Origin of the sequence: Pseudomonas sp. FSL R10-1350, from assembly GCF_009600525.1 — a bacterium.
GTDB classification, from domain to species: domain Bacteria; phylum Pseudomonadota; class Gammaproteobacteria; order Pseudomonadales; family Pseudomonadaceae; genus Aquipseudomonas; species Aquipseudomonas helleri.
This window is the reverse complement of sequence record NZ_WIVR01000023.1, coordinates 16,344-32,460: the sequence shown is the minus strand read 5'-3', so window position 1 is coordinate 32,460 and position 16,117 is coordinate 16,344. Positions and strand designations below refer to the sequence as shown.

The following is a 16,117-nucleotide window of genomic DNA, read 5'->3' as shown; positions in this document are numbered from 1 at the left end:
CACGGCGGCTTCAATGCCCGAATACTGATGGCAAGCGGCTCGATGCCTTGCGGTTGTTTATCGACTGACTGCACCGAAGCCTTCTGTCACGCAACGTCAAAAGGGCTGGTCATGAAACTCGAAGGAAAAATAGCGGTTGTCACGGGCGCATCGAAAGGCATCGGTGCCGGGATCGCCAAAGCTTTGGCCGCGCAGGGCGCAACAGTCATCGTCAACTATGCCTCCAGCAAGGCCGATGCAGATGTTGTGGTGGGCCATATCACAGAGCACGGCGGTTCAGCATTCGCCGTACAGGCTGACATGAGTCAGGCAACTGATGTTGTACGCCTGTTTGAAACAGTCCGCACGAAGTACGGCTCCCTGGATATCTTGGTCAACAATGCCGGCGTCGCGGTGTTTCAGATGATCGATGACCTGACCGAAGAGGCCTTTCACAAACAATTCAATCTGAACGTGTTGGGCTACCTGCTTGCGGTACGTGAGGCCGTCAAACTGTTGGGGCCGACAGGCAGCATCATCAATATCAGCTCAATTCTGAGTACTGATCCCTACCTCGCGTCGAGTGTGTACTCGGCAACCAAGGGCGCGGTCGATACATTGACCTTCGCACTGGCCAGAGAGCTGGGGCCGCGTGGCATCAGAGTCAATTCGATTTTGCCGGGGCATACGAACACTCCTGCTACCGACGGCAATTTCGCCGGGGCGTTCGGTGAGAAACTTATTGCTGGAACTCCGCTGGGACGTTTCGCAGAGCCTGAAGACATCGCACCGCTGGCCGTGTTTCTGGCGTCTGCAGACTCGCACTGGGTGACAGGCGAATCCATCCGCGCAGCGGGCGGTGTGCGCGGTGTCGGTTACTAGCGCGACGTTTAAGCCTTCAGGCCCACGCTGGCGTGCGCCTGAAGTGTCGGTTGGCGGGTAAACGACCGGATCAGGCTTGGGCCATGCCACCGTCTGCAAAGAGTTCGGCGCCATTGACGAAACTGGAGTCGTCACACGCCAGGAACAAAGCAGCCTTGGCGATCTCATCCGCTTCAGCGACTCGGCCCATCGGGATGAGGGTACCCAGATAGTCGATCATGCCTTGCTGCTGCGCCGGATCATCCCCCGCGTACCCCAGCAAAGCTGGCGTGCGCACAGGCCCCGGGCTCAACACATTGACCCGGATGCCGGTGCCTTTGAGGTCAAGAATCCAGCTGCGAGCCAGATTACGTACCGCCGCTTTGGACGCAGAGTAGACGCTGAATGCCGCCGTGCCCGCGATGCTGGCGCTAGATCCTGCAAGAATGACTGACGAATCGCTGACCAGCAGTGGCAGTGCTTTCTGGACGGTGAAGATCAGCGCTCTGACGTTCAGTCCAAACGTCTCATCCACTTGCTGTTCGGTGATCTGTCCCAAGGGCAGTAGCGTGCCACCGCCCGCGTTTGCGTACAGCACATCGATTCGCCCCGCCTCGGTTTTGATCTGTTCGAACACATGATCAAGGTCGGCCATCCGGGTCGAGTCTGCCTGTATGTACGTGACGTTGGCGCCGATAGCGTTGTGCGCCGTTTTTAGCGCCTCTGCGTCACGTCCGGTGATGTAGACATGTGCACCTTGTGCGGCGAACAGCTTGGCGGTTGCCAGGCCGATACCTTGGGTGGCGCCGGTGATGAGTGCGATTTTGCCGTCGAGTCTGTCGGACATGATGAATACTCCTGGTGCCTTAATAGCCTGGCCTGAAGGGTTCAGGTCAGTAACTTGGGGGGAGTCTAGGAGCGTCGTCTCTAGGGCAGAAGCCCGTGAAAATAGAGACATAATTCATCTGGATGGATAATCAGACGTGTGTATTGCAACGGGTCCTCAGCGTCGCTCAACGGCTTGGGTGCTACAACTTTCGTTGTTGAACAGCTCAACTGCCCAGTCGATAAAGGCACGCAATTTTGCGCTGGGGTGGCGCGTTGCCGGATAGACCAATTGCAGTGGATGGGGGGCAGGGGCCCAGTCCTCAAGTAACGGCACCAAACTCCCGGCAGCCAGGTGCGCCCGCGCGCTAAAACGAAAAATTTGCCCGATCCCCATCCCGGTCAGCACCGCTTCGGTCAGTGCCGTACTCTCGCTCACGCTGAGGGCAGGCTGACCATTGACCTCGTATGTCTCATGACCTTTGGCGAAGTGAAGCGGCAGTGTCTTTCCGGTGTGCGAAAAGAAATAGCGTATCGTGCGGTGGTTTTGCTCAAGCGCTTGTGGGTGAGTCGGTATGCCAAAAGAGGCCAGGTAATCAGGCGTCGCACAGGTGACGAAGTCTGCATTGCACAGGTGGCGTCCAATCAGCGAACTGTCCGGTAATGCGCCGCCGCGAATGACACAGTCGACTCCATCGCCGATGAGATCCGCGGGGCGATCGTTGACCCCAAGCAGCAATTGCAGGTCAGGGTATCGGGCATGAAAATGCGGCAGTGCCGGGATAATGACCAGATTGGCCAGCGATGAACCAATGTCCACGCGAAGCCTGCCTCGGGGGCTGGCGCGTGCCTGACGTGCGGCGAGATCCATTTCGTCGAGCCCTGCGAGCAGGTTCAAGGCTTGCTCCCGGTAGGCTTCACCGGCCTGGGTAATAGTGAATGAGCGTGTACTGCGTTCGATCAGCTTGGTGCCCAAGTGTTGTTCAAGGTCCTGAAGCAGTTTGCTGACGGAGGAGCGTGGAATGTTCAACGAATCGGCTGCTTTCGCAAACGAGCGGGCGTCAGTGATTCGGATGAAAACCCGTATGGCGAGAAGTTGATCCACAGCTGCGCTCCAGGAAAACTTAGGGGGATGGCTCACATTTCTCTAGCATTTAAGTCGGTAGTGTCTCGATTTCTCGGGAGTCGAAATCAGCCTGGGCCTGCACGACCGCAGCCAAGTGGTCGAGCGTCCAGAGATACAGGGCGTTGAAAGGGTGTTCAAGTGTCCTGCCCAGCGGGGTGATGCTGTATTCAACCGCCACCTGCGAGGAGGGAATGACACGTCTTGCCAATATGCCATTGCGCTCCAGACGTCTTAGCGCCTGGGTCAAGGCTTTTTGGGTGATCCCGTCCAGGCACCGTTTAAGCTCATTGAATCTCAATGGCTTCTCGCACAGCGCTGCGAGAATCAGCACCGACCACTTGTCAGCGATCTGATCGAGTAGAAAGCGGCTGGAGCAATCTACGCCTCGGTCCGGGGATGCAGAGCCTGAGTGTGCTGCGGTTTGAGCGGTGGTTTCGCGCATGGGTTTCCTTGGGTATACCTGATAGCTTCAAAGTGCGTAATTGATATTAGGTATACAAAATATACCATTGGACTTCTACCTATCCGGAGTTGCCCATGTCATCCCTCTATCAAACAAACACAGTCGATCATCTCGCTGTCGTTGACACTCTTTACCGCTTCGCTGCTGGCATTGATTTGCGTGACGAAGCATTGCTTCGCTCGGCTTTCACACAGGATGCTGTTTCCGACTTCAGGCCTGCTGCAGCCAAGGCCGGCTTTGAATATCCGGTGCTTGAAGGTCGGGACGTCATCGTTGGCGCGTTATCCAGTTCGCTAAGCCAAGTTGATACGACCCATTCGGTCAGCAATCCCCGAGTGACAATCGAGGGCGACACGGCACATCTTGATGCATTGGTGGAGGCACAGCATGTGCTTAAAAGCGATCCTGCGCGCCACTACTTGATGAAGAATCGCTACGACATCAATTTGGTCAGGCTCGGTGAGGTCTGGAGTATTCAACGGGTGACGGTCGACAACGTGTGGCGCACGGGCGACCCCTCAGTGCTCATGGGCATCTAACAGCGAGGGGCTCACGCTTTTCGGCCAGCGATAATACTGGTTGATGTCGGCATACAGCCTCACGGCACGCCGTGGGGTTTACTGACCCCCGCAATGACTGAATGATGGCTTAAGACCCAGTGAGTTACCCGGCCAAACCCCGCATCCCTCACTCCCGCTTCCAGGCCATCTCATTACCCGAAAGCATCGGCACCAGCGACCGATCACACATATCAGCCATGGACAACAGTTTCTGCGCTTCTTCGCGATCACCTGCCTGAATCAGTCGCCAGGCTTTGACGCGCATCCTCTGGCCGTGGTCATAAAGGTTTTCGGAGGCTCTGGCTATTCCCTCGTTACCTGAAGGCTTGTTCATGGGGTGGGTTCCTGCTGTGTTCAGTGGAGAGTCACAACACGGCGGCTCTCGCCAATGCGGATTCTGTCTAACGCCCGGTTTAATGCATCAAGTGCTTCAAGCAGTGCTTTAGCCTCGGTTTCTCTGCCATCGCCCCATAAACGTTCTGCCATTTTATTGAGTGTCAAAATGGAGCGCTCGATATCTGCAGCAGTAGCGGCTGCAGATGTTGCAGTTTGTTTCTTCGGCATTGTCACAACTTCTGCAGTTCTGGATGGGCAGCCATCTAACTATCATTGATCCGCCTGGCTTGCCAGCCCCGTTATGTATCCCGGTGGTAATGAGGTTTTGCGCAGGCCTGTGTGCGTGATTTCGCTGGACACTTAAATTGTAAAAATCCAGTTGTAGGATAAATCCGATATGCGGTGAAGCAATGGCCGGCGCAACATCAAACGACCAGGAGGGTGGTGATAAGGGTGATTCAGCGAGTGGTAGTGATCGTGTGCATGGTCTTGCAGGCACAGACGGCTTTGGCAGAGGGGTTGCAGGAGATTGCCGTCGCGTTGGCCTACCCGCGAAAAGAAGTCATCGCCAAGATAGCCGAACGCAAGGGTGGGGATGTTGTATCGGCATTGATACTGGAGAGGGCGCTGATAAGAAAACGAGCTGACGGCGCCCAAGGGTCGCCCTGTGAGCAAGTAGAGGACAGTTTAAAGTCGGGTTGCCTGCTGTTGGTCAGCGCCAATGCGATCAGTGACGGTAGATTCGATGATCTGCGAGGTATTTTCGCAACGCTTGATACTCGTGCAAAGAATCAGTTGTTCCAGCTCGTTCCTGTTGCTTTATTCGAAAAGTTGGCAGCCTTATCGCCTACGCGATTGATCAGCCAAGCTGAAACCAATATTGCCTTGAGTACGGAGAGCGAGGGCTTTTTGCAAGACAGCACAAAGCCTGTTGTCGATATCGAAATAAATGGGCAGAAGGTAAGCGGCGCACTTGATACCGGTGCCAGTGTCACCCTTATCAGCGAACAGGATGCAAGGCAACTTGAGTTAACGCCCCTGCACTATGACGCCGAGATAGGCACTAATTATCGGGCTGGCAAAGTGAAGGCGGCTTTGTATCAGATCAAGGAACTGAAGATCGGCAATACGCAAATGCGCGATGTTGTGGTTTTAGTTGGAGGGCAGATGACGCTTATTGGTCTGGATATGATCTCGCGATTCGACAGTTTGTATCTCTCGCCGGAGCGTATTGCCATCAACCTGTCTGCTCATGAACTTGCAAGCCTGGAAAAAGAGTGTCGAGCAAGGGTGTTCCTGAACAGCGATTTCATGCGCTTTAACCAATTCTTGTACTTCATCGCCAAAGTGGATGGCAAAAGTACGATCGTGGCACTGGATTCCGGGTACTCGGGCGACTATCTGGCGACTGCGATCATGCCGCAAGGTGCTGTGCGGGACATCACATCCAGTGGTGTCGTCAACGACGCACGCGGGGCGGCTTACGAGCAACCTTACAGTGCCGAGGTCGAGGTGGAGGCGGGTAATAAAACAATCCGGATGCCCGCGATCTTTTCGGGGACTCGCAAGCTACCTGCACCCTATGTGCTGGGCTGGAGGGGCTTCTCTCACTACCACTTGGTTTACAACGTTAAATCTGCAAGAGCGTGCTTGATATGAAACCACTTAAGACACTGCTCCCGTGCTTGTTAGCACTGATTGTTCTGCAGACCTCTGCCAGTGCGTTAACGATTGAGGATGCTCGCGCCGAGTACTCGGCAGGGCGCTATGACAACGCGTTCTCCATGGCTCAGCAATTGGCTGCGAATCCCGATGAATTGGCGGCCAGGCACATGATGGCGGGTCTTAAGCTGACGGGCAAAGGCACGCCCAAGGATGTTCCCGGCGCGCTGGACATTTGGAAAGCGCTGGCGGCCAAGGATTATGAGCGGGCCAACGCAACCTTGGGCGCCCTGTATCTGGCAGGTGGCGATATCGAGCAAGATCTCGACCTGGCCAAGACCTACCTGGAAGCAGCGGTCAGGCAGAAAAATCCGGAAGCTACCTACAACCTGGGTTTTATGTACCAGCATGAACTTGGAGTTAAGTTTTCTGAGCAGAAGTTTCTCGATCTCTACAATCTCGCAGCCGCAGCTGGCTATGCAAAAGCGTTATTACAGTTGGGCTTGCTCAATGAGCGCAACATCCTAGCCGATGCGTCGATGCAAAAGGCTTGCGATTTCTATGCGCGAGCAGGTGAGGCAGGATTGGCGCAAGGAGCCTTTCAGGCAGGTAAGTGTTTTGCAACGGGTAACGGAAAAGCCAAGGACCTCAAGGCGGCCTTTCGTTGGTATGAAATCGCGGCACTCGCCAACGACTCGATGGCACAGGCCAATCTGGGCTACATGTATGAAAAGGGTTATGGCGTTTCCGCCGATATGGCCAAGGCCTACAAGTGGTATCGGCTCAGTGCTGACAAGATTCCATCGGCGGCGCAACGGGCCGCAAACCTCACCGAAAGTGGAAAACTGGACCCGGACCTGACAACGGAACAGCAGAAAAAACAATGGCAGGATGAACTCGCCAAGAACATCGAGTTGGGCAGGCAACGTGACGGAATTCTCTTCAAACAATAGGCTGTCTGCCTCAATAACATCCGGCCAAAACACTCCCGAGCCACCTTGCGCACATCTCCCCGAACCTGCGAAAACCATGTGCTACGCTCTTTCGGGTTTGAATCTACCTTTCTTTTCAACTGGGAGTGCGCAATGAGAAGCATCATATCCACGTTAACAATCACCCTCGCAGCGCTAGTGCTCAGCGCCTGCGTCACTAGTGGATCTAATAACGGCGGGGAGTTTGAAATCCGTACGGGCGTGCTTGAGCAAGTTGAACTCACGCAAGTCAAGTCAAACCATGACAGTGGTATTGGCGCCATTGTGGGCGGTATCGCGGGTGCCGGTCTGGGCAGTTTGATCGGTGCAGGCACCGGGCGGGACGTGGCAATGGTGGCGGGTGCGCTGGCGGGGGCCGTGGGGGGTAATTACGCCGAGAAGCAAAATTACGACAAACCTCGTGAAGCGCAACAACTCATTGTGCGCCTCAAAAGCGGTGTTCTGGTGTCAGTAACCCAGCCGGTTAACCCGGCCTTGGCGCCCGGCATGCACGTGTACATCGAAGGCTCCGGCAGCGGTGCGCGAGTTATTCCGCAGAACTGATGTGCGCTGTTCGGGCGCACGATATTAAAAGCTCAGGGGCTGCACGCCCCTGAGCTTTTTGCCAAACCAGTCACTGCTACAAATCCTCATTTCCTTCGTGCAGCAGGTGCGTCTGATAAATCATGCGTGCGCGATTTTTTGGCGTGCTATACCTAGTTAAAATCCCAACTTAAAAATTAAAAACATGCTCTCAATATTCCATCCCATTGATATGTATTCGTGGTTGATTTTAGTGTCGATGCTGCTGGTTTTGTGCCTGGCAGCGTTTGCAGGCAAGGTGGTATGGGGCGGTAAAGCTGTTCGCAATGCTGATTTCGATGATGAGCTAAAAGTTGTTCTAGGCTGCATCTTGTCGATGTTCGGTTTATTGGTAGGTTTTATTCTTTCTTTTGCAATAAGCGGTTTGAACTCACGCATGGCCGCCGAAGAAAATGAAGCCGTCGCCATCGGTAATGCATTCCAGCGCACGACGTTGCTCACAGAGTCTCAACAAGAAACCGCAGAGAAGTTGCTGGAGGAATACCTGGCCCTGCGGATTGCATTTTATGCCACCGATGATGACGCCAAACGCGCGGATATCCGCATGGAATCCATCAAAAAACAAGCCTATATGTGGTTTCAAATCAGCAAGCTCGCGAAGGTTAACCCCAACCCGGTCATTGTGACCGTGCTAAATGCAAGCAGTGAGTTGTATGTGGCCCAACAAAAAACCATGTCCAGCTGGCGGCATCAGATACCGGTCGTTGCATGGGCACTGCTTGTGTTAAGTGCGGTCTGTTCCAACTTTTTGATTGGCTACAATGCGCGGGGCAAGTCCGGGAGCAATGTGTTGGTGTGCATCATGCCGATTTTTACAGCGCTGGCACTGTTTATGATTGCGGAGATCGATGTGCCGGGCAAAGGTCTGATACGCGTGGCCCCCGATAACTTGAACGCCTTGATCTTGACCCTCGAACAAGGCGGGCTAACGTTCTAGTGGGCTGAAGTTGCCTGAGCGTGTCAGCGAGTCGCCCCCTCGAATCGCTGACCGATTGGCAGCCAGCCCCATTACCGGGTAACGTTAGCGCTCCAGTCCTTAACGATTTACGCCATGTCCTCGCTCAATTTGCATCGCCTCACCATCCTCGGTTTGATCTTTTTCATTCTCGGCCTGCTCGGCGTCCTTTTCGCCCTGTACAGCATCTATACCGGGCCAAAGCCTACAGAGCCTGCCCTCATGCGCAGTCTGGTGCTGGCCGGGTGCATGCAGTTGACCGGCTGGGTGCTGCTCAACCGCAATCGCTGGCGCATGATGTTCGGCAAATCGCGTAAGTAGTCGTTAGCCTGGCACCCTGTGGGAGCGGGCTTGCTCGCGATTGCACCGACCAGTTGTTACAGGCACACCGAGTTGCCTGTATCGCGAGCAAGCCCGCTCCCACAAGGTGGAGTTCTATATACCGCGCTAAAACAGCAACTCAATCCAGCACTAGGCGGCCCTCAAGCATCTCTTTGAGCACCACCGCCTCATTGTGTGATTGATCCTTGGCCGCATAGATCAGCGTGATGTTGCCTTGCTGCGCCTGTTGTTGGAGTTGCGACAGCGCGGGGTTGTTCTTGAGTTCTTCGCAGTAGCGCTTTTTGAACTCGGGCCATTTTTCAGGTGCGTGCCCGAACCATTGGCGAAGTTCTGTACTGGGCGCGACCTCCTTGAGCCACAGATCAATCCTGGCTTTCGCCTTTGCCACGCCCCGTGGCCATAGCCGATCGACCAGAATGCGCTGGCCATCCGAGTCACTCGGCTGTTCATAAGCCCGCTTCAACATAACGCTCATAGCATCCTCCCTGTTCACGCGATAAGACACAAAGCGTAGCAGGGCAGGGGGCGCACGCCGTTTTCAGGCCGATTGCTGAGCGAACCGCTCTATCAGCCATTTCGCGGCAGGCCCGGGTGGGGCGTCTGTGCGGTAGATCACGTCAAATGTGTAGTCGCCGCGCTCGTATTCAGGAATTTTCAATTTCACCAGCCGGCCGCTGTCCAGGTCTTCTTGGACCATCGGCGTGGGCATGTTGCCCCAGCCGATACCCTCACGCAGCAGCATGTGTTTGGCGCCCAGGTCTGCCAGCCGCCAGGTGCGGTTACTGAGGACGGCGAAGTCCTTGTCCTTGGTCAGGTGCGAGCGATCTGACAGCACCAGTTGCGTCAGTTCGCGCCCGGCGCCCGGTGCGTTAACTTCTCCGGACGCCAATGGGTGATTTGGCGCAGCCACCGGGATCAGCTCGACACTGCCAACAGCAATGCGCTCGATACCGATGAAGCCCTCATTCATCGGGCCGCTTACGCCGATGATGGCTTCGCGGTTCACCACCAGCTCAGTTACGGCCCCCAGTGCTTCCATGTGCAGGTGAAGCGCCACGGTCGGGAACGCTTCACGAAAGGACTTGAGGGCATCCACCACCCGTTCGGCGGGCAGCATCACATCCACGACCAAGTGAACTTCAGCTTCAAGCCCTTGCAGCAGGCCTTTGACCTTGGCGCGCAAGCCATTAATGCCGTTGGTGATGGTTCTGGCCTCTGCCAGCACGGTGCGCCCGGCCTCGGTGAGTTGCGGCTTGCGAGTAGTATGGCGATCAAATAACGACACGCCGAGCTGCGTTTCCAGGTTGGCGATGGAGTAGCTGATCACCGAGGTGGCTCGATGAAGTTTGCGCGCTGCGGCGGCAAAGCTGCCGACTTCCACAACGGTCAGAAACACGCGCAACTGGTCCAGTGTCGGTGTGCCGGGTTCAGACAGCATGCAGGTTTCCTCGAATGTTCGTTGATGGCAGCAGAGTAGCTTGTCTAATAAATCGAATCTAATGATCTAAATTAACCAGCTATTAAGATTAGCGGGGCAGGCGCACCATTTCTTCAACAGAGCGGCTCATACCGAGCCGCATCCAACGGAAGAAAGCCCAATGTCTACCTCCCAACCCATCGCCCATTCGGGCAGCGCCCAAGGCACTCAAACCGACACCGCTCAAGCCTCTGCAGCGTTGATTGGCCGCGTGCTACTCAGCATCATTTTCATCCTCTCCGGTATCTCGAAGCTCGCTGCACCGGCGGCGATGATCGGTTACATCGGCTCTGTCGGGCTGCCGCTTCCACAAGTGGCCTTGGTCGTGGCCATCGTTGTTGAAGTCGGTGGTGGCCTGGCGCTGCTCAGTGGTTACCGCGCCCGCGTTGCCGCAGCAGTGCTGGCAGTGTTTAGCCTGGCCACGGCGCTAGCTTTCCATAACCAACTTGGGGACCAAAACCAGTTCATCCACTTCTTTAAAAACGTCTCCATGGCCGGTGGCCTGTTGCAAGTGGTTGCCTTTGGTGCCGGTCGCTTCAGCCTCGACGCCCGCCGTCGCTGATACGTCCTTAACCACTGTGCCTGTGTTCAGGTAACTCAAGCGCTCAAGCAGAGCCAAGTTCAAAGGAGCTGACATGCTGGAACATCGATTCAAATCTGAACTCAGCGGTGGTGACTTTGGCTGGCTCAATGCGCGCCATCACTTCCGGGTCACGGCCGAGGGCAATCCTGCCCACCGCCCGCTAGGTGCGCTGGTGGTCTGGAATGATGACGTGATCGCCCCCGGCAAGGGTTTCCCGATGCATCCCCACCAAAACATGGAGATCATCTCTTGCCTGTTGGAAGGGGCCGTGACGCATCGCGACAGTACCGGCAGGTACGGGCGCACGGTGGCGGGTGATGTGCAGGTCATGAGCGCTGGCAGCGGTATCCGCCACGAAGAGCGCAATGAGGAAAGCGTCCCGTTAAGGCTGTTCCAGATCTGGCTGCGACCACGGCAAAACGGCGGGCAACCGCGTTGGGCCTCCCGGCCGTTTCCAAAAGGCGAGCGGGCCGGCCAATGGGCTGTGCTGGCCAGCGGCAAGGCGGACGATCAAGGTGCCTTGCCAATCCGCGCCGATGCCCGCGTGCTCGGGGCGACGCTCAAGGCAGGGCAGCGTCTGGACTATTCAATGACCGGGCAGGGCTACCTGGTCCCGACGTTGGGCGCGTTAAAGGTTAACGGTGTTCAGGTGGAAGCAGGGGACGGACTGGCCATCACCGATGAAAGCCAACTGCTGGTCGAGGCCATCGACGATACCGAAGTGATCATGGTTGAGGTGTTTTGACGATAAAGACGATCACCATGACCGGCGGCTCGCCCATAAATCTTGTAGTCGCTGCCAAGGCACGAAGGCTGCGATGAGTGCCTTGGCAACCCATCGCAGCCTCATACATCGTCAGCGCTTAAAAGCCGGGCCTTTAATCAAACGCTGCCCACCAGTTTCGATTCGTTCATTCGGCGCTTGTACGCACTGTCCCGGCTCGCCAGCCAGTAGTACAGCGGCGACGTCACCAGCAGCCCTACGACCCAGGACAAATCCGCTCCGTCGATGTGTGCCGAGATCGGGCCCACGTACAACGGGGTGTTCATAAACGGGATTTGCACCGCAATGCCGATGGCGTAGGCCAGCAATGCCTGCGGGTTGTAGCGGCCATAAATGCCACCGTCGACGCGGAAGATCGAGGCGATGTCGTATTTGCCTTTGTGAATCGCGTAAAAGTCGATCAGGTTGATCGCCGTCCACGGCACCAGGACCACCAACAGCACCAGCACCATGTCGACGAAATGGCCGATAAAGTCTTTCGAGGCGAAGACCGCTGCAATCGCACACGCTGCCAGCACCACGGTAGAGATCAGCGCACGGCTTTTGGCTGTTGGAATCCAGCGATAAGCAAAGGTCTGAATCAAGGTGATAAGCGACAGCACGGCGCCGTACAGGTTAAGGGCGTTGTGGCTGATCACGCTGAGCAGAAACAGCACCAGCATCAACGGGCCAATCGCGCCGGTGGCGAGTTTTACGGCGTCCATAGTGTCCATCCCGACCGGCGTTGCGAGCACGGCCACCGCACCAAAGATGAAGGACAGGCTGGAGCCCAGCACCGAGCCCATGTAAGTGGCCCAGAAGGTGGACGCCACCGGTACATCCGCCGGGAGATAGCGCGAGTAGTCAGACACGTACGGGGCAAACGCGATCTGCCACAGGGCCGCCAGCGATACAGTGGCCAGCCAGCCGGAGATGTTGAACTCACCGCGGGTCAGAAAGTCGGTGGTCTGGATGTGGGTGAAGATATAACCGAAACCCAGCACGATACCGGCGCCCAGCACCCAGGTGCCGATGCGGTTGAGCACGTGGATAAAGCGGTAGCCGATGATGCCGATGATCCCGGAGCCAATGGCGCCGATCACGATACCGACCGGTACGGGCACCGAGTCGACCACGCCGTGCAGGGATTTACCGGCAAGCACGATGTTGGAGGCAAAGAAGCCGATGTACATGACGCCGGCGATCACCACCACCAGCAACGCGCCGAGAGAGCCGAACTGGGCGCGGCTCTGGATCATTTGCGGGATGCCCATTTGCGGGCCCTGGGCCGAGTGCAGCGCCATCAGCACGCCGCCGAGCAAGTGGCCGACCAGAATGGCGACGATGCCCCAAACCAGATTCAGGTGGAACAGTTGCACACCCAGTGCGCCGGTCACAATCGGCAACGGCGCGATATTACCGCCGAACCACAGGGTGAAGAGGTCTCTTACCTTTCCATGGCGATCTTCCGGGGGCACGTAGCCAATCGTGTGCTTTTCGATGAGTGGTGCGGAGGATGTTGCAGTGGTGACCATGATGAACTCCAAGGCAGGAAGAGTACGTGGGCGTACTTCGCAGTGCGCTTTCAGGGCAGCGCTTTGTTGTTGGAGTGATCATCTGTAATGGTGGCAAGCAGGTAAATTAGTAAGTTTGTTGCTATAGACCTTAAAAAATATAGCTCATACCTTTTTTTGCTCCGGTATGTTGCATACACCGCCAACGCTGAAAAAAACGGCTTTTTTCTGCACTTGTTTGGGGCGAAACCCCACGTTTATCGAGGTTCCGATGGCTGCCTACAACCTGCGCCAACTCAAATATTTTATTACCACGGCCGAATGCGGGAGCGTCGCAGAGGCGTCACGCAAGCTTTATATCGCCCAGCCTTCGGTGTCTACCGCCATCAAGCAACTGGAAGACAGCTTTGGCGTGCAGCTGTTTATTCGTCACCACGCCCAAGGCGTTTCGCTGACCCCCAGCGGCGCGCGTTTTTATCGCAAGGCGCAGGAATTGCTGCGCGTGGCCCATGAATTTGAGCAAAACGCCCTAGCGGACAATGACGTGGTGTCGGGCCAGATCGACATCGGCTGCTTCGAGACCGTCGCGCCGCTGTACTTGCCGCGCCTGATTGCAGGGTTCAAAAAGCGCTGGCCGGGAGTGGAAATACGCATTCGCGACGGCGAACAGCAAGAGCTGGTGCAGGCGCTGACGGCGGGCAGCATCGACATGGCCATGCTCTTCGAGCACGACCTGGGCGGCAGTATCGAAACCACGCCATTGATGCCGCCGCAGCAGCCGTACGCGCTGTTACCCGCAGACCACCGCTTTGCGCAGCAGGCCAAAGTGTCGTTGGCCGACCTGGTGCTGGAGCCGATGATTTTGCTCGACGTGCTGCCGAGCCGGACCTACTTCGTGAGCATCTTCGAAGAGCGCGGATTAACCCCGAACATCGTCTTCAGCTCGCCGTCGATCGAGATGGTGCGGGGCATGGTCGGTCGGGGGTTCGGGTTTTCGATTCTGGTCACCAAGCCTTTCACCGAATACACCTACGACGGGCAGAAACTGGTGTGCATCCCCTTGGCCGAAACCGTCACCGGCTCCGGCCTGTCAGCCGTATGGCTGCGCCGGGCGCCGCTGACCAAACCGGTGCAATTGTTTGTCGATTATTGCCGCGAAGAACTGGCCAGAGTCCTCAGCTAACCCTGCCTGGACCTGTAGGAGCGAGCTTGCCTCGCGATCTTTTGATCTTTAAAAAGATCGCGAGCAAGCTCGCTCCTACAAGGGCAAAACTTAAGCGCGGATAGAATCCAGCATCCGCAGCAGCATCGCATCACACCCGGCCAGTTGCGCCACGCTCACAAACTCATCGGGCTTGTGCCCTTGGTCCATGCTGCCCGGGCCGCAGACCACCGTGGGGATGCCCACGGCATCGAACAACCCGCCTTCAGTGCCAAACGCTACCGTGCCGAATTCCCGAGACCCGGAAAACGCCGCAATCAACTCGGCCGCCTGGCTGCGCTCATCGGTGACCAGTCCCGGATACGCTGACAACTCGGTAAAACGGATCGCACTCTGCGCGCTTACCGCCTTCATGCGTGGCAGGACCTGTTGCATCGCATAGGTTTGCAATGCCTCGGCCACTTCACCCGGGTCCTGTGACGGCAAGGCGCGAATCTCAAAATCAAAGCGGCAATCGGCAGGCACGATATTCAGCGCCTTGCCCCCGGCAATCACCCCGGTCTGCACGGTGCTGTAAGGCGGGTCAAAGCGTGGGTCCTGGTGTTCGCGCAACTGGCGGCCAAGACGGCCCAGCTCGCCAATCAACTCGGCGGCATGCTCGATGGCATTCACGCCATAGGGGGCATAAGCCGAATGGCAGGCTTCGCCGTGTACATCACAGCGCATCGCCAACTTGCCTTTATGCCCGAGCACCGGCTTGAGTTCCGTCGGCTCGCCAATAATGCACAGCATCGGCTTGACCGGGCGCTGCTCCAGCACGCTGAGCAACGAGCGAACGCCCAGGCAGCCGACTTCTTCGTCATACGACAAGGCAATGTGCACCGGTATGCGCAACGGCGTCTGCACCAGCGTCGGCACCAGTGCCAACACGCAGGCGATATAGCCCTTCATGTCTGCCGTGCCCCGGCCAAACAGCTTGCCGTCGTGTTCGGTCAGCTCAAACGGCGGCGTTGTCCAGGGCTGGCCATCAACCGGTACCACGTCGGTATGCCCCGACAGCACAATGCCGGGGACCTCGCTCGGGCCAATGCTGGCAAACAGATTGGCCTTGCTGCGTTCTTCGTTGTGAACCAGCTCGCAGCTCACGCCAAAACCTGCCAGGTAATCGCGTACAAACTCGATCAAATGCAGGTTGGACTCGCGGCTGGTGGTGTCAAACCCCACCAGCGTGTGCAGCAGTTCGCGGCTGCGGCTCATCGATCATCTCCCGCCACGCCGTAACCAGGGGAACGGTCAGGCGCGAGGGCGCGGTCGATGTAATCCTGGACCTGCGGGCGATAAGCGTCCCAGAGTATTTGCAGCTCACCGATGGGGTTTTCCTCGGCCCAATCCACTCGCAGGTTGATGATCGGCCAGGTCAATTCGCCCACCACCACCAACGCGGCGGAATGCACCGGACCCGCTTCACCGCCGGCGGCAATGGCCGCATGCATTGCGGCCAGCAAGCGGTCGGCCAACTGGCCTTCACCTTGCTCAAACGCCTGAACCATTGCGGCAATCACTGTGCGGTCAGCGAGCATATTGCCCGCCGCCACACACTGTTCGCCCGACAGCGCATTGTGCGTGCCCAGGGTTTCGCTGCCGCTGAAGTGCACGGTGCGGCCCTGATGATCAATCGCCGTCAGTTGCCGGTACTGGCTGTAGCCGTTGCGGGTCAGCGCCGTGTCGATGGCCGCGCCGGGCGCGAGGCCTTGCTCCAGCAGGTCGAGCACATCCGGGCCCAATGCCGGCAGCGTGATGTTCTGGGTCGACACCGCCCCCACACCAGGGCGTAGCCACGGGCAACGGGCGCCCACGGCAATGCTCGATGAGCTGATGGCGATGCCCAACTGGCCGGTTTCTGCGCAACGGGCGACGATTGAAAAGGTCATGGCG

20 protein-coding genes are annotated in these 16,117 nt (G+C 57.1%); 10 read left to right on the top strand and 10 right to left on the bottom strand.

From position 1 onward, the window contains the following. The first annotated feature begins 111 nt into the window (after window positions 1-111). The gene (locus GHO25_RS12655; RefSeq protein WP_048386876.1) at window positions 112-861 is read left to right on the top strand and encodes a glucose 1-dehydrogenase; all 750 of its coding nucleotides are present in this window, start codon (window positions 112-114) and stop codon (window positions 859-861) included. 70 nt (window positions 862-931) lie between these two features. Here the strand turns inward: GHO25_RS12655 and GHO25_RS12650 are convergent, their stop codons facing one another. The 3 genes from GHO25_RS12650 to GHO25_RS12640 form a co-directional block, all read right to left on the bottom strand. Next, window positions 932-1,687: an SDR family oxidoreductase gene (locus GHO25_RS12650; RefSeq protein WP_153390916.1), complete on the bottom strand. Its 756-nt coding sequence runs from the start codon at window positions 1,685-1,687 to the stop codon at window positions 932-934. Window positions 1,688-1,843: 156 nt separating this feature from the next. Next, on the bottom strand, window positions 1,844-2,770 hold the full coding sequence (locus GHO25_RS12645; RefSeq protein ID WP_178110077.1) for a LysR family transcriptional regulator: 927 nt from the start codon (window positions 2,768-2,770) through the stop codon (window positions 1,844-1,846). A 49-nt stretch (window positions 2,771-2,819) separates the two neighbouring features. Further along, on the bottom strand, window positions 2,820-3,233 hold the full coding sequence (locus GHO25_RS12640) for a helix-turn-helix domain-containing protein (RefSeq protein WP_048386881.1): 414 nt from the start codon (window positions 3,231-3,233) through the stop codon (window positions 2,820-2,822). 95 nt (window positions 3,234-3,328) lie between these two features. Here GHO25_RS12640 and GHO25_RS12635 point away from each other — a divergent pair, with 95 nt between their 5' ends. Further along, window positions 3,329-3,793, top strand: a complete 465-nt coding sequence (locus GHO25_RS12635) for a nuclear transport factor 2 family protein (RefSeq protein WP_048369312.1) — start codon at window positions 3,329-3,331, stop codon at window positions 3,791-3,793. Between the two features lie 148 nt (window positions 3,794-3,941). Here GHO25_RS12635 and GHO25_RS12630 read toward each other — a convergent pair whose 3' ends face one another. Beyond that, window positions 3,942-4,148, bottom strand: a complete 207-nt coding sequence (locus tag GHO25_RS12630) for a hypothetical protein (protein WP_123751518.1) — start codon at window positions 4,146-4,148, stop codon at window positions 3,942-3,944. A gap of 20 nt (window positions 4,149-4,168) precedes the next feature. Further along, a complete protein-coding gene (locus GHO25_RS12625) occupies window positions 4,169-4,378 on the bottom strand; it encodes a hypothetical protein (protein ID WP_082148698.1) in 210 nt (69 codons plus the stop codon). Window positions 4,379-4,615: 237 nt separating this feature from the next. On the opposite strand from GHO25_RS12625, the gene GHO25_RS12620 reads away from it, so the two are divergent. The 5 genes from GHO25_RS12620 (at window position 4,616) to GHO25_RS12600 (ending at window position 8,662) form a co-directional block, all read left to right on the top strand. Continuing rightward, window positions 4,616-5,809, top strand: coding sequence for a retropepsin-like aspartic protease (locus GHO25_RS12620; RefSeq protein WP_153390915.1), 1,194 nt, complete (start codon window positions 4,616-4,618; stop codon window positions 5,807-5,809). Then, entirely contained in the window at window positions 5,806-6,765 is a 960-nt protein-coding gene (locus GHO25_RS12615; RefSeq protein ID WP_153328650.1) for a tetratricopeptide repeat protein, read from the top strand. Before GHO25_RS12620 ends, GHO25_RS12615 begins: the two co-directional genes overlap by 4 nt. Window positions 6,766-6,897: 132 nt before the next feature. Further along, entirely contained in the window at window positions 6,898-7,347 is a 450-nt protein-coding gene (locus tag GHO25_RS12610; RefSeq protein WP_153390914.1) for a glycine zipper 2TM domain-containing protein, read from the top strand. A 238-nt stretch (window positions 7,348-7,585) separates the two neighbouring features. Continuing rightward, complete coding sequence (locus GHO25_RS12605; RefSeq protein WP_228392691.1) at window positions 7,586-8,323, top strand: hypothetical protein; 738 nt, start codon at window positions 7,586-7,588, stop codon at window positions 8,321-8,323. Between the two features lie 114 nt (window positions 8,324-8,437). Continuing rightward, a complete protein-coding gene (locus GHO25_RS12600) occupies window positions 8,438-8,662 on the top strand; it encodes a hypothetical protein (protein WP_047294701.1) in 225 nt (74 codons plus the stop codon). 139 nt (window positions 8,663-8,801) lie between these two features. On the opposite strand, the gene GHO25_RS12595 is transcribed toward GHO25_RS12600, so the two are convergent. Both GHO25_RS12595 and GHO25_RS12590 read right to left on the bottom strand, forming a co-directional pair. Further along, complete coding sequence (locus GHO25_RS12595; RefSeq protein WP_153328648.1) at window positions 8,802-9,158, bottom strand: DUF488 domain-containing protein; 357 nt, start codon at window positions 9,156-9,158, stop codon at window positions 8,802-8,804. 63 nt (window positions 9,159-9,221) lie between these two features. Beyond that, window positions 9,222-10,121 (bottom strand): LysR family transcriptional regulator, encoded by a 900-nt coding sequence (locus GHO25_RS12590; RefSeq protein WP_153328646.1) that lies wholly within the window; start codon window positions 10,119-10,121, stop codon window positions 9,222-9,224. Between the two features lie 160 nt (window positions 10,122-10,281). Here GHO25_RS12590 and GHO25_RS12585 point away from each other — a divergent pair, with 160 nt between their 5' ends. Together GHO25_RS12585 and GHO25_RS12580 are read left to right on the top strand one after the other, a co-directional pair. Next, the gene (locus GHO25_RS12585; RefSeq protein WP_153328644.1) at window positions 10,282-10,722 is read left to right on the top strand and encodes a DoxX family protein; all 441 of its coding nucleotides are present in this window, start codon (window positions 10,282-10,284) and stop codon (window positions 10,720-10,722) included. A 73-nt stretch (window positions 10,723-10,795) separates the two neighbouring features. Continuing rightward, the gene (locus GHO25_RS12580; RefSeq protein WP_153390913.1) at window positions 10,796-11,488 is read left to right on the top strand and encodes a pirin family protein; all 693 of its coding nucleotides are present in this window, start codon (window positions 10,796-10,798) and stop codon (window positions 11,486-11,488) included. Window positions 11,489-11,625: 137 nt separating this feature from the next. On the opposite strand, the gene GHO25_RS12575 is transcribed toward GHO25_RS12580, so the two are convergent. Further along, complete coding sequence (locus GHO25_RS12575) at window positions 11,626-13,041, bottom strand: cytosine permease (protein WP_047294695.1); 1,416 nt, start codon at window positions 13,039-13,041, stop codon at window positions 11,626-11,628. Between the two features lie 250 nt (window positions 13,042-13,291). Here GHO25_RS12575 and GHO25_RS12570 point away from each other — a divergent pair, with 250 nt between their 5' ends. After that, on the top strand, window positions 13,292-14,203 hold the full coding sequence (locus tag GHO25_RS12570; protein WP_047294692.1) for a LysR family transcriptional regulator: 912 nt from the start codon (window positions 13,292-13,294) through the stop codon (window positions 14,201-14,203). 90 nt (window positions 14,204-14,293) lie between these two features. On the opposite strand, the gene argE is transcribed toward GHO25_RS12570, so the two are convergent. Together argE and GHO25_RS12560 are read right to left on the bottom strand one after the other, a co-directional pair. Then, a complete protein-coding gene (gene argE, locus GHO25_RS12565; RefSeq protein ID WP_047293187.1) occupies window positions 14,294-15,439 on the bottom strand; it encodes an acetylornithine deacetylase in 1,146 nt (381 codons plus the stop codon). Continuing rightward, window positions 15,436-16,113, bottom strand: coding sequence for a DUF1028 domain-containing protein (locus GHO25_RS12560; RefSeq protein ID WP_153390912.1), 678 nt, complete (start codon window positions 16,111-16,113; stop codon window positions 15,436-15,438). Before GHO25_RS12560 ends, argE begins: the two co-directional genes overlap by 4 nt. Between the last annotated feature and the right edge of the window lie 4 nt (window positions 16,114-16,117).

Coding starts and splice junctions, on each gene's coding strand:
- GHO25_RS12575 (WP_047294695.1), bottom strand. CDS start 13,041: ATGGTCACCACTGCAACATCCTCCGCACCACTCATCGAAAAGCACACG.
- argE (WP_047293187.1), bottom strand. CDS start 15,439: ATGAGCCGCAGCCGCGAACTGCTGCACACGCTGGTGGGGTTTGACACC.
- GHO25_RS12580 (WP_153390913.1), top strand. CDS start 10,796: ATGCTGGAACATCGATTCAAATCTGAACTCAGCGGTGGTGACTTTGGC.
- GHO25_RS12590 (WP_153328646.1), bottom strand. CDS start 10,121: ATGCTGTCTGAACCCGGCACACCGACACTGGACCAGTTGCGCGTGTTT.
- GHO25_RS12615 (WP_153328650.1), top strand. CDS start 5,806: ATGAAACCACTTAAGACACTGCTCCCGTGCTTGTTAGCACTGATTGTT.
- GHO25_RS12595 (WP_153328648.1), bottom strand. CDS start 9,158: ATGAGCGTTATGTTGAAGCGGGCTTATGAACAGCCGAGTGACTCGGAT.
- GHO25_RS12560 (WP_153390912.1), bottom strand. CDS start 16,113: ATGACCTTTTCAATCGTCGCCCGTTGCGCAGAAACCGGCCAGTTGGGC.
- GHO25_RS12585 (WP_153328644.1), top strand. CDS start 10,282: ATGTCTACCTCCCAACCCATCGCCCATTCGGGCAGCGCCCAAGGCACT.
- GHO25_RS12600 (WP_047294701.1), top strand. CDS start 8,438: ATGTCCTCGCTCAATTTGCATCGCCTCACCATCCTCGGTTTGATCTTT.
- GHO25_RS12655 (WP_048386876.1), top strand. CDS start 112: ATGAAACTCGAAGGAAAAATAGCGGTTGTCACGGGCGCATCGAAAGGC.
- GHO25_RS12635 (WP_048369312.1), top strand. CDS start 3,329: ATGTCATCCCTCTATCAAACAAACACAGTCGATCATCTCGCTGTCGTT.
- GHO25_RS12570 (WP_047294692.1), top strand. CDS start 13,292: ATGGCTGCCTACAACCTGCGCCAACTCAAATATTTTATTACCACGGCC.
- GHO25_RS12605 (WP_228392691.1), top strand. CDS start 7,586: ATGCTGCTGGTTTTGTGCCTGGCAGCGTTTGCAGGCAAGGTGGTATGG.
- GHO25_RS12650 (WP_153390916.1), bottom strand. CDS start 1,687: ATGTCCGACAGACTCGACGGCAAAATCGCACTCATCACCGGCGCCACC.
- GHO25_RS12630 (WP_123751518.1), bottom strand. CDS start 4,148: ATGAACAAGCCTTCAGGTAACGAGGGAATAGCCAGAGCCTCCGAAAAC.
- GHO25_RS12640 (WP_048386881.1), bottom strand. CDS start 3,233: ATGCGCGAAACCACCGCTCAAACCGCAGCACACTCAGGCTCTGCATCC.
- GHO25_RS12610 (WP_153390914.1), top strand. CDS start 6,898: ATGAGAAGCATCATATCCACGTTAACAATCACCCTCGCAGCGCTAGTG.
- GHO25_RS12625 (WP_082148698.1), bottom strand. CDS start 4,378: ATGCCGAAGAAACAAACTGCAACATCTGCAGCCGCTACTGCTGCAGAT.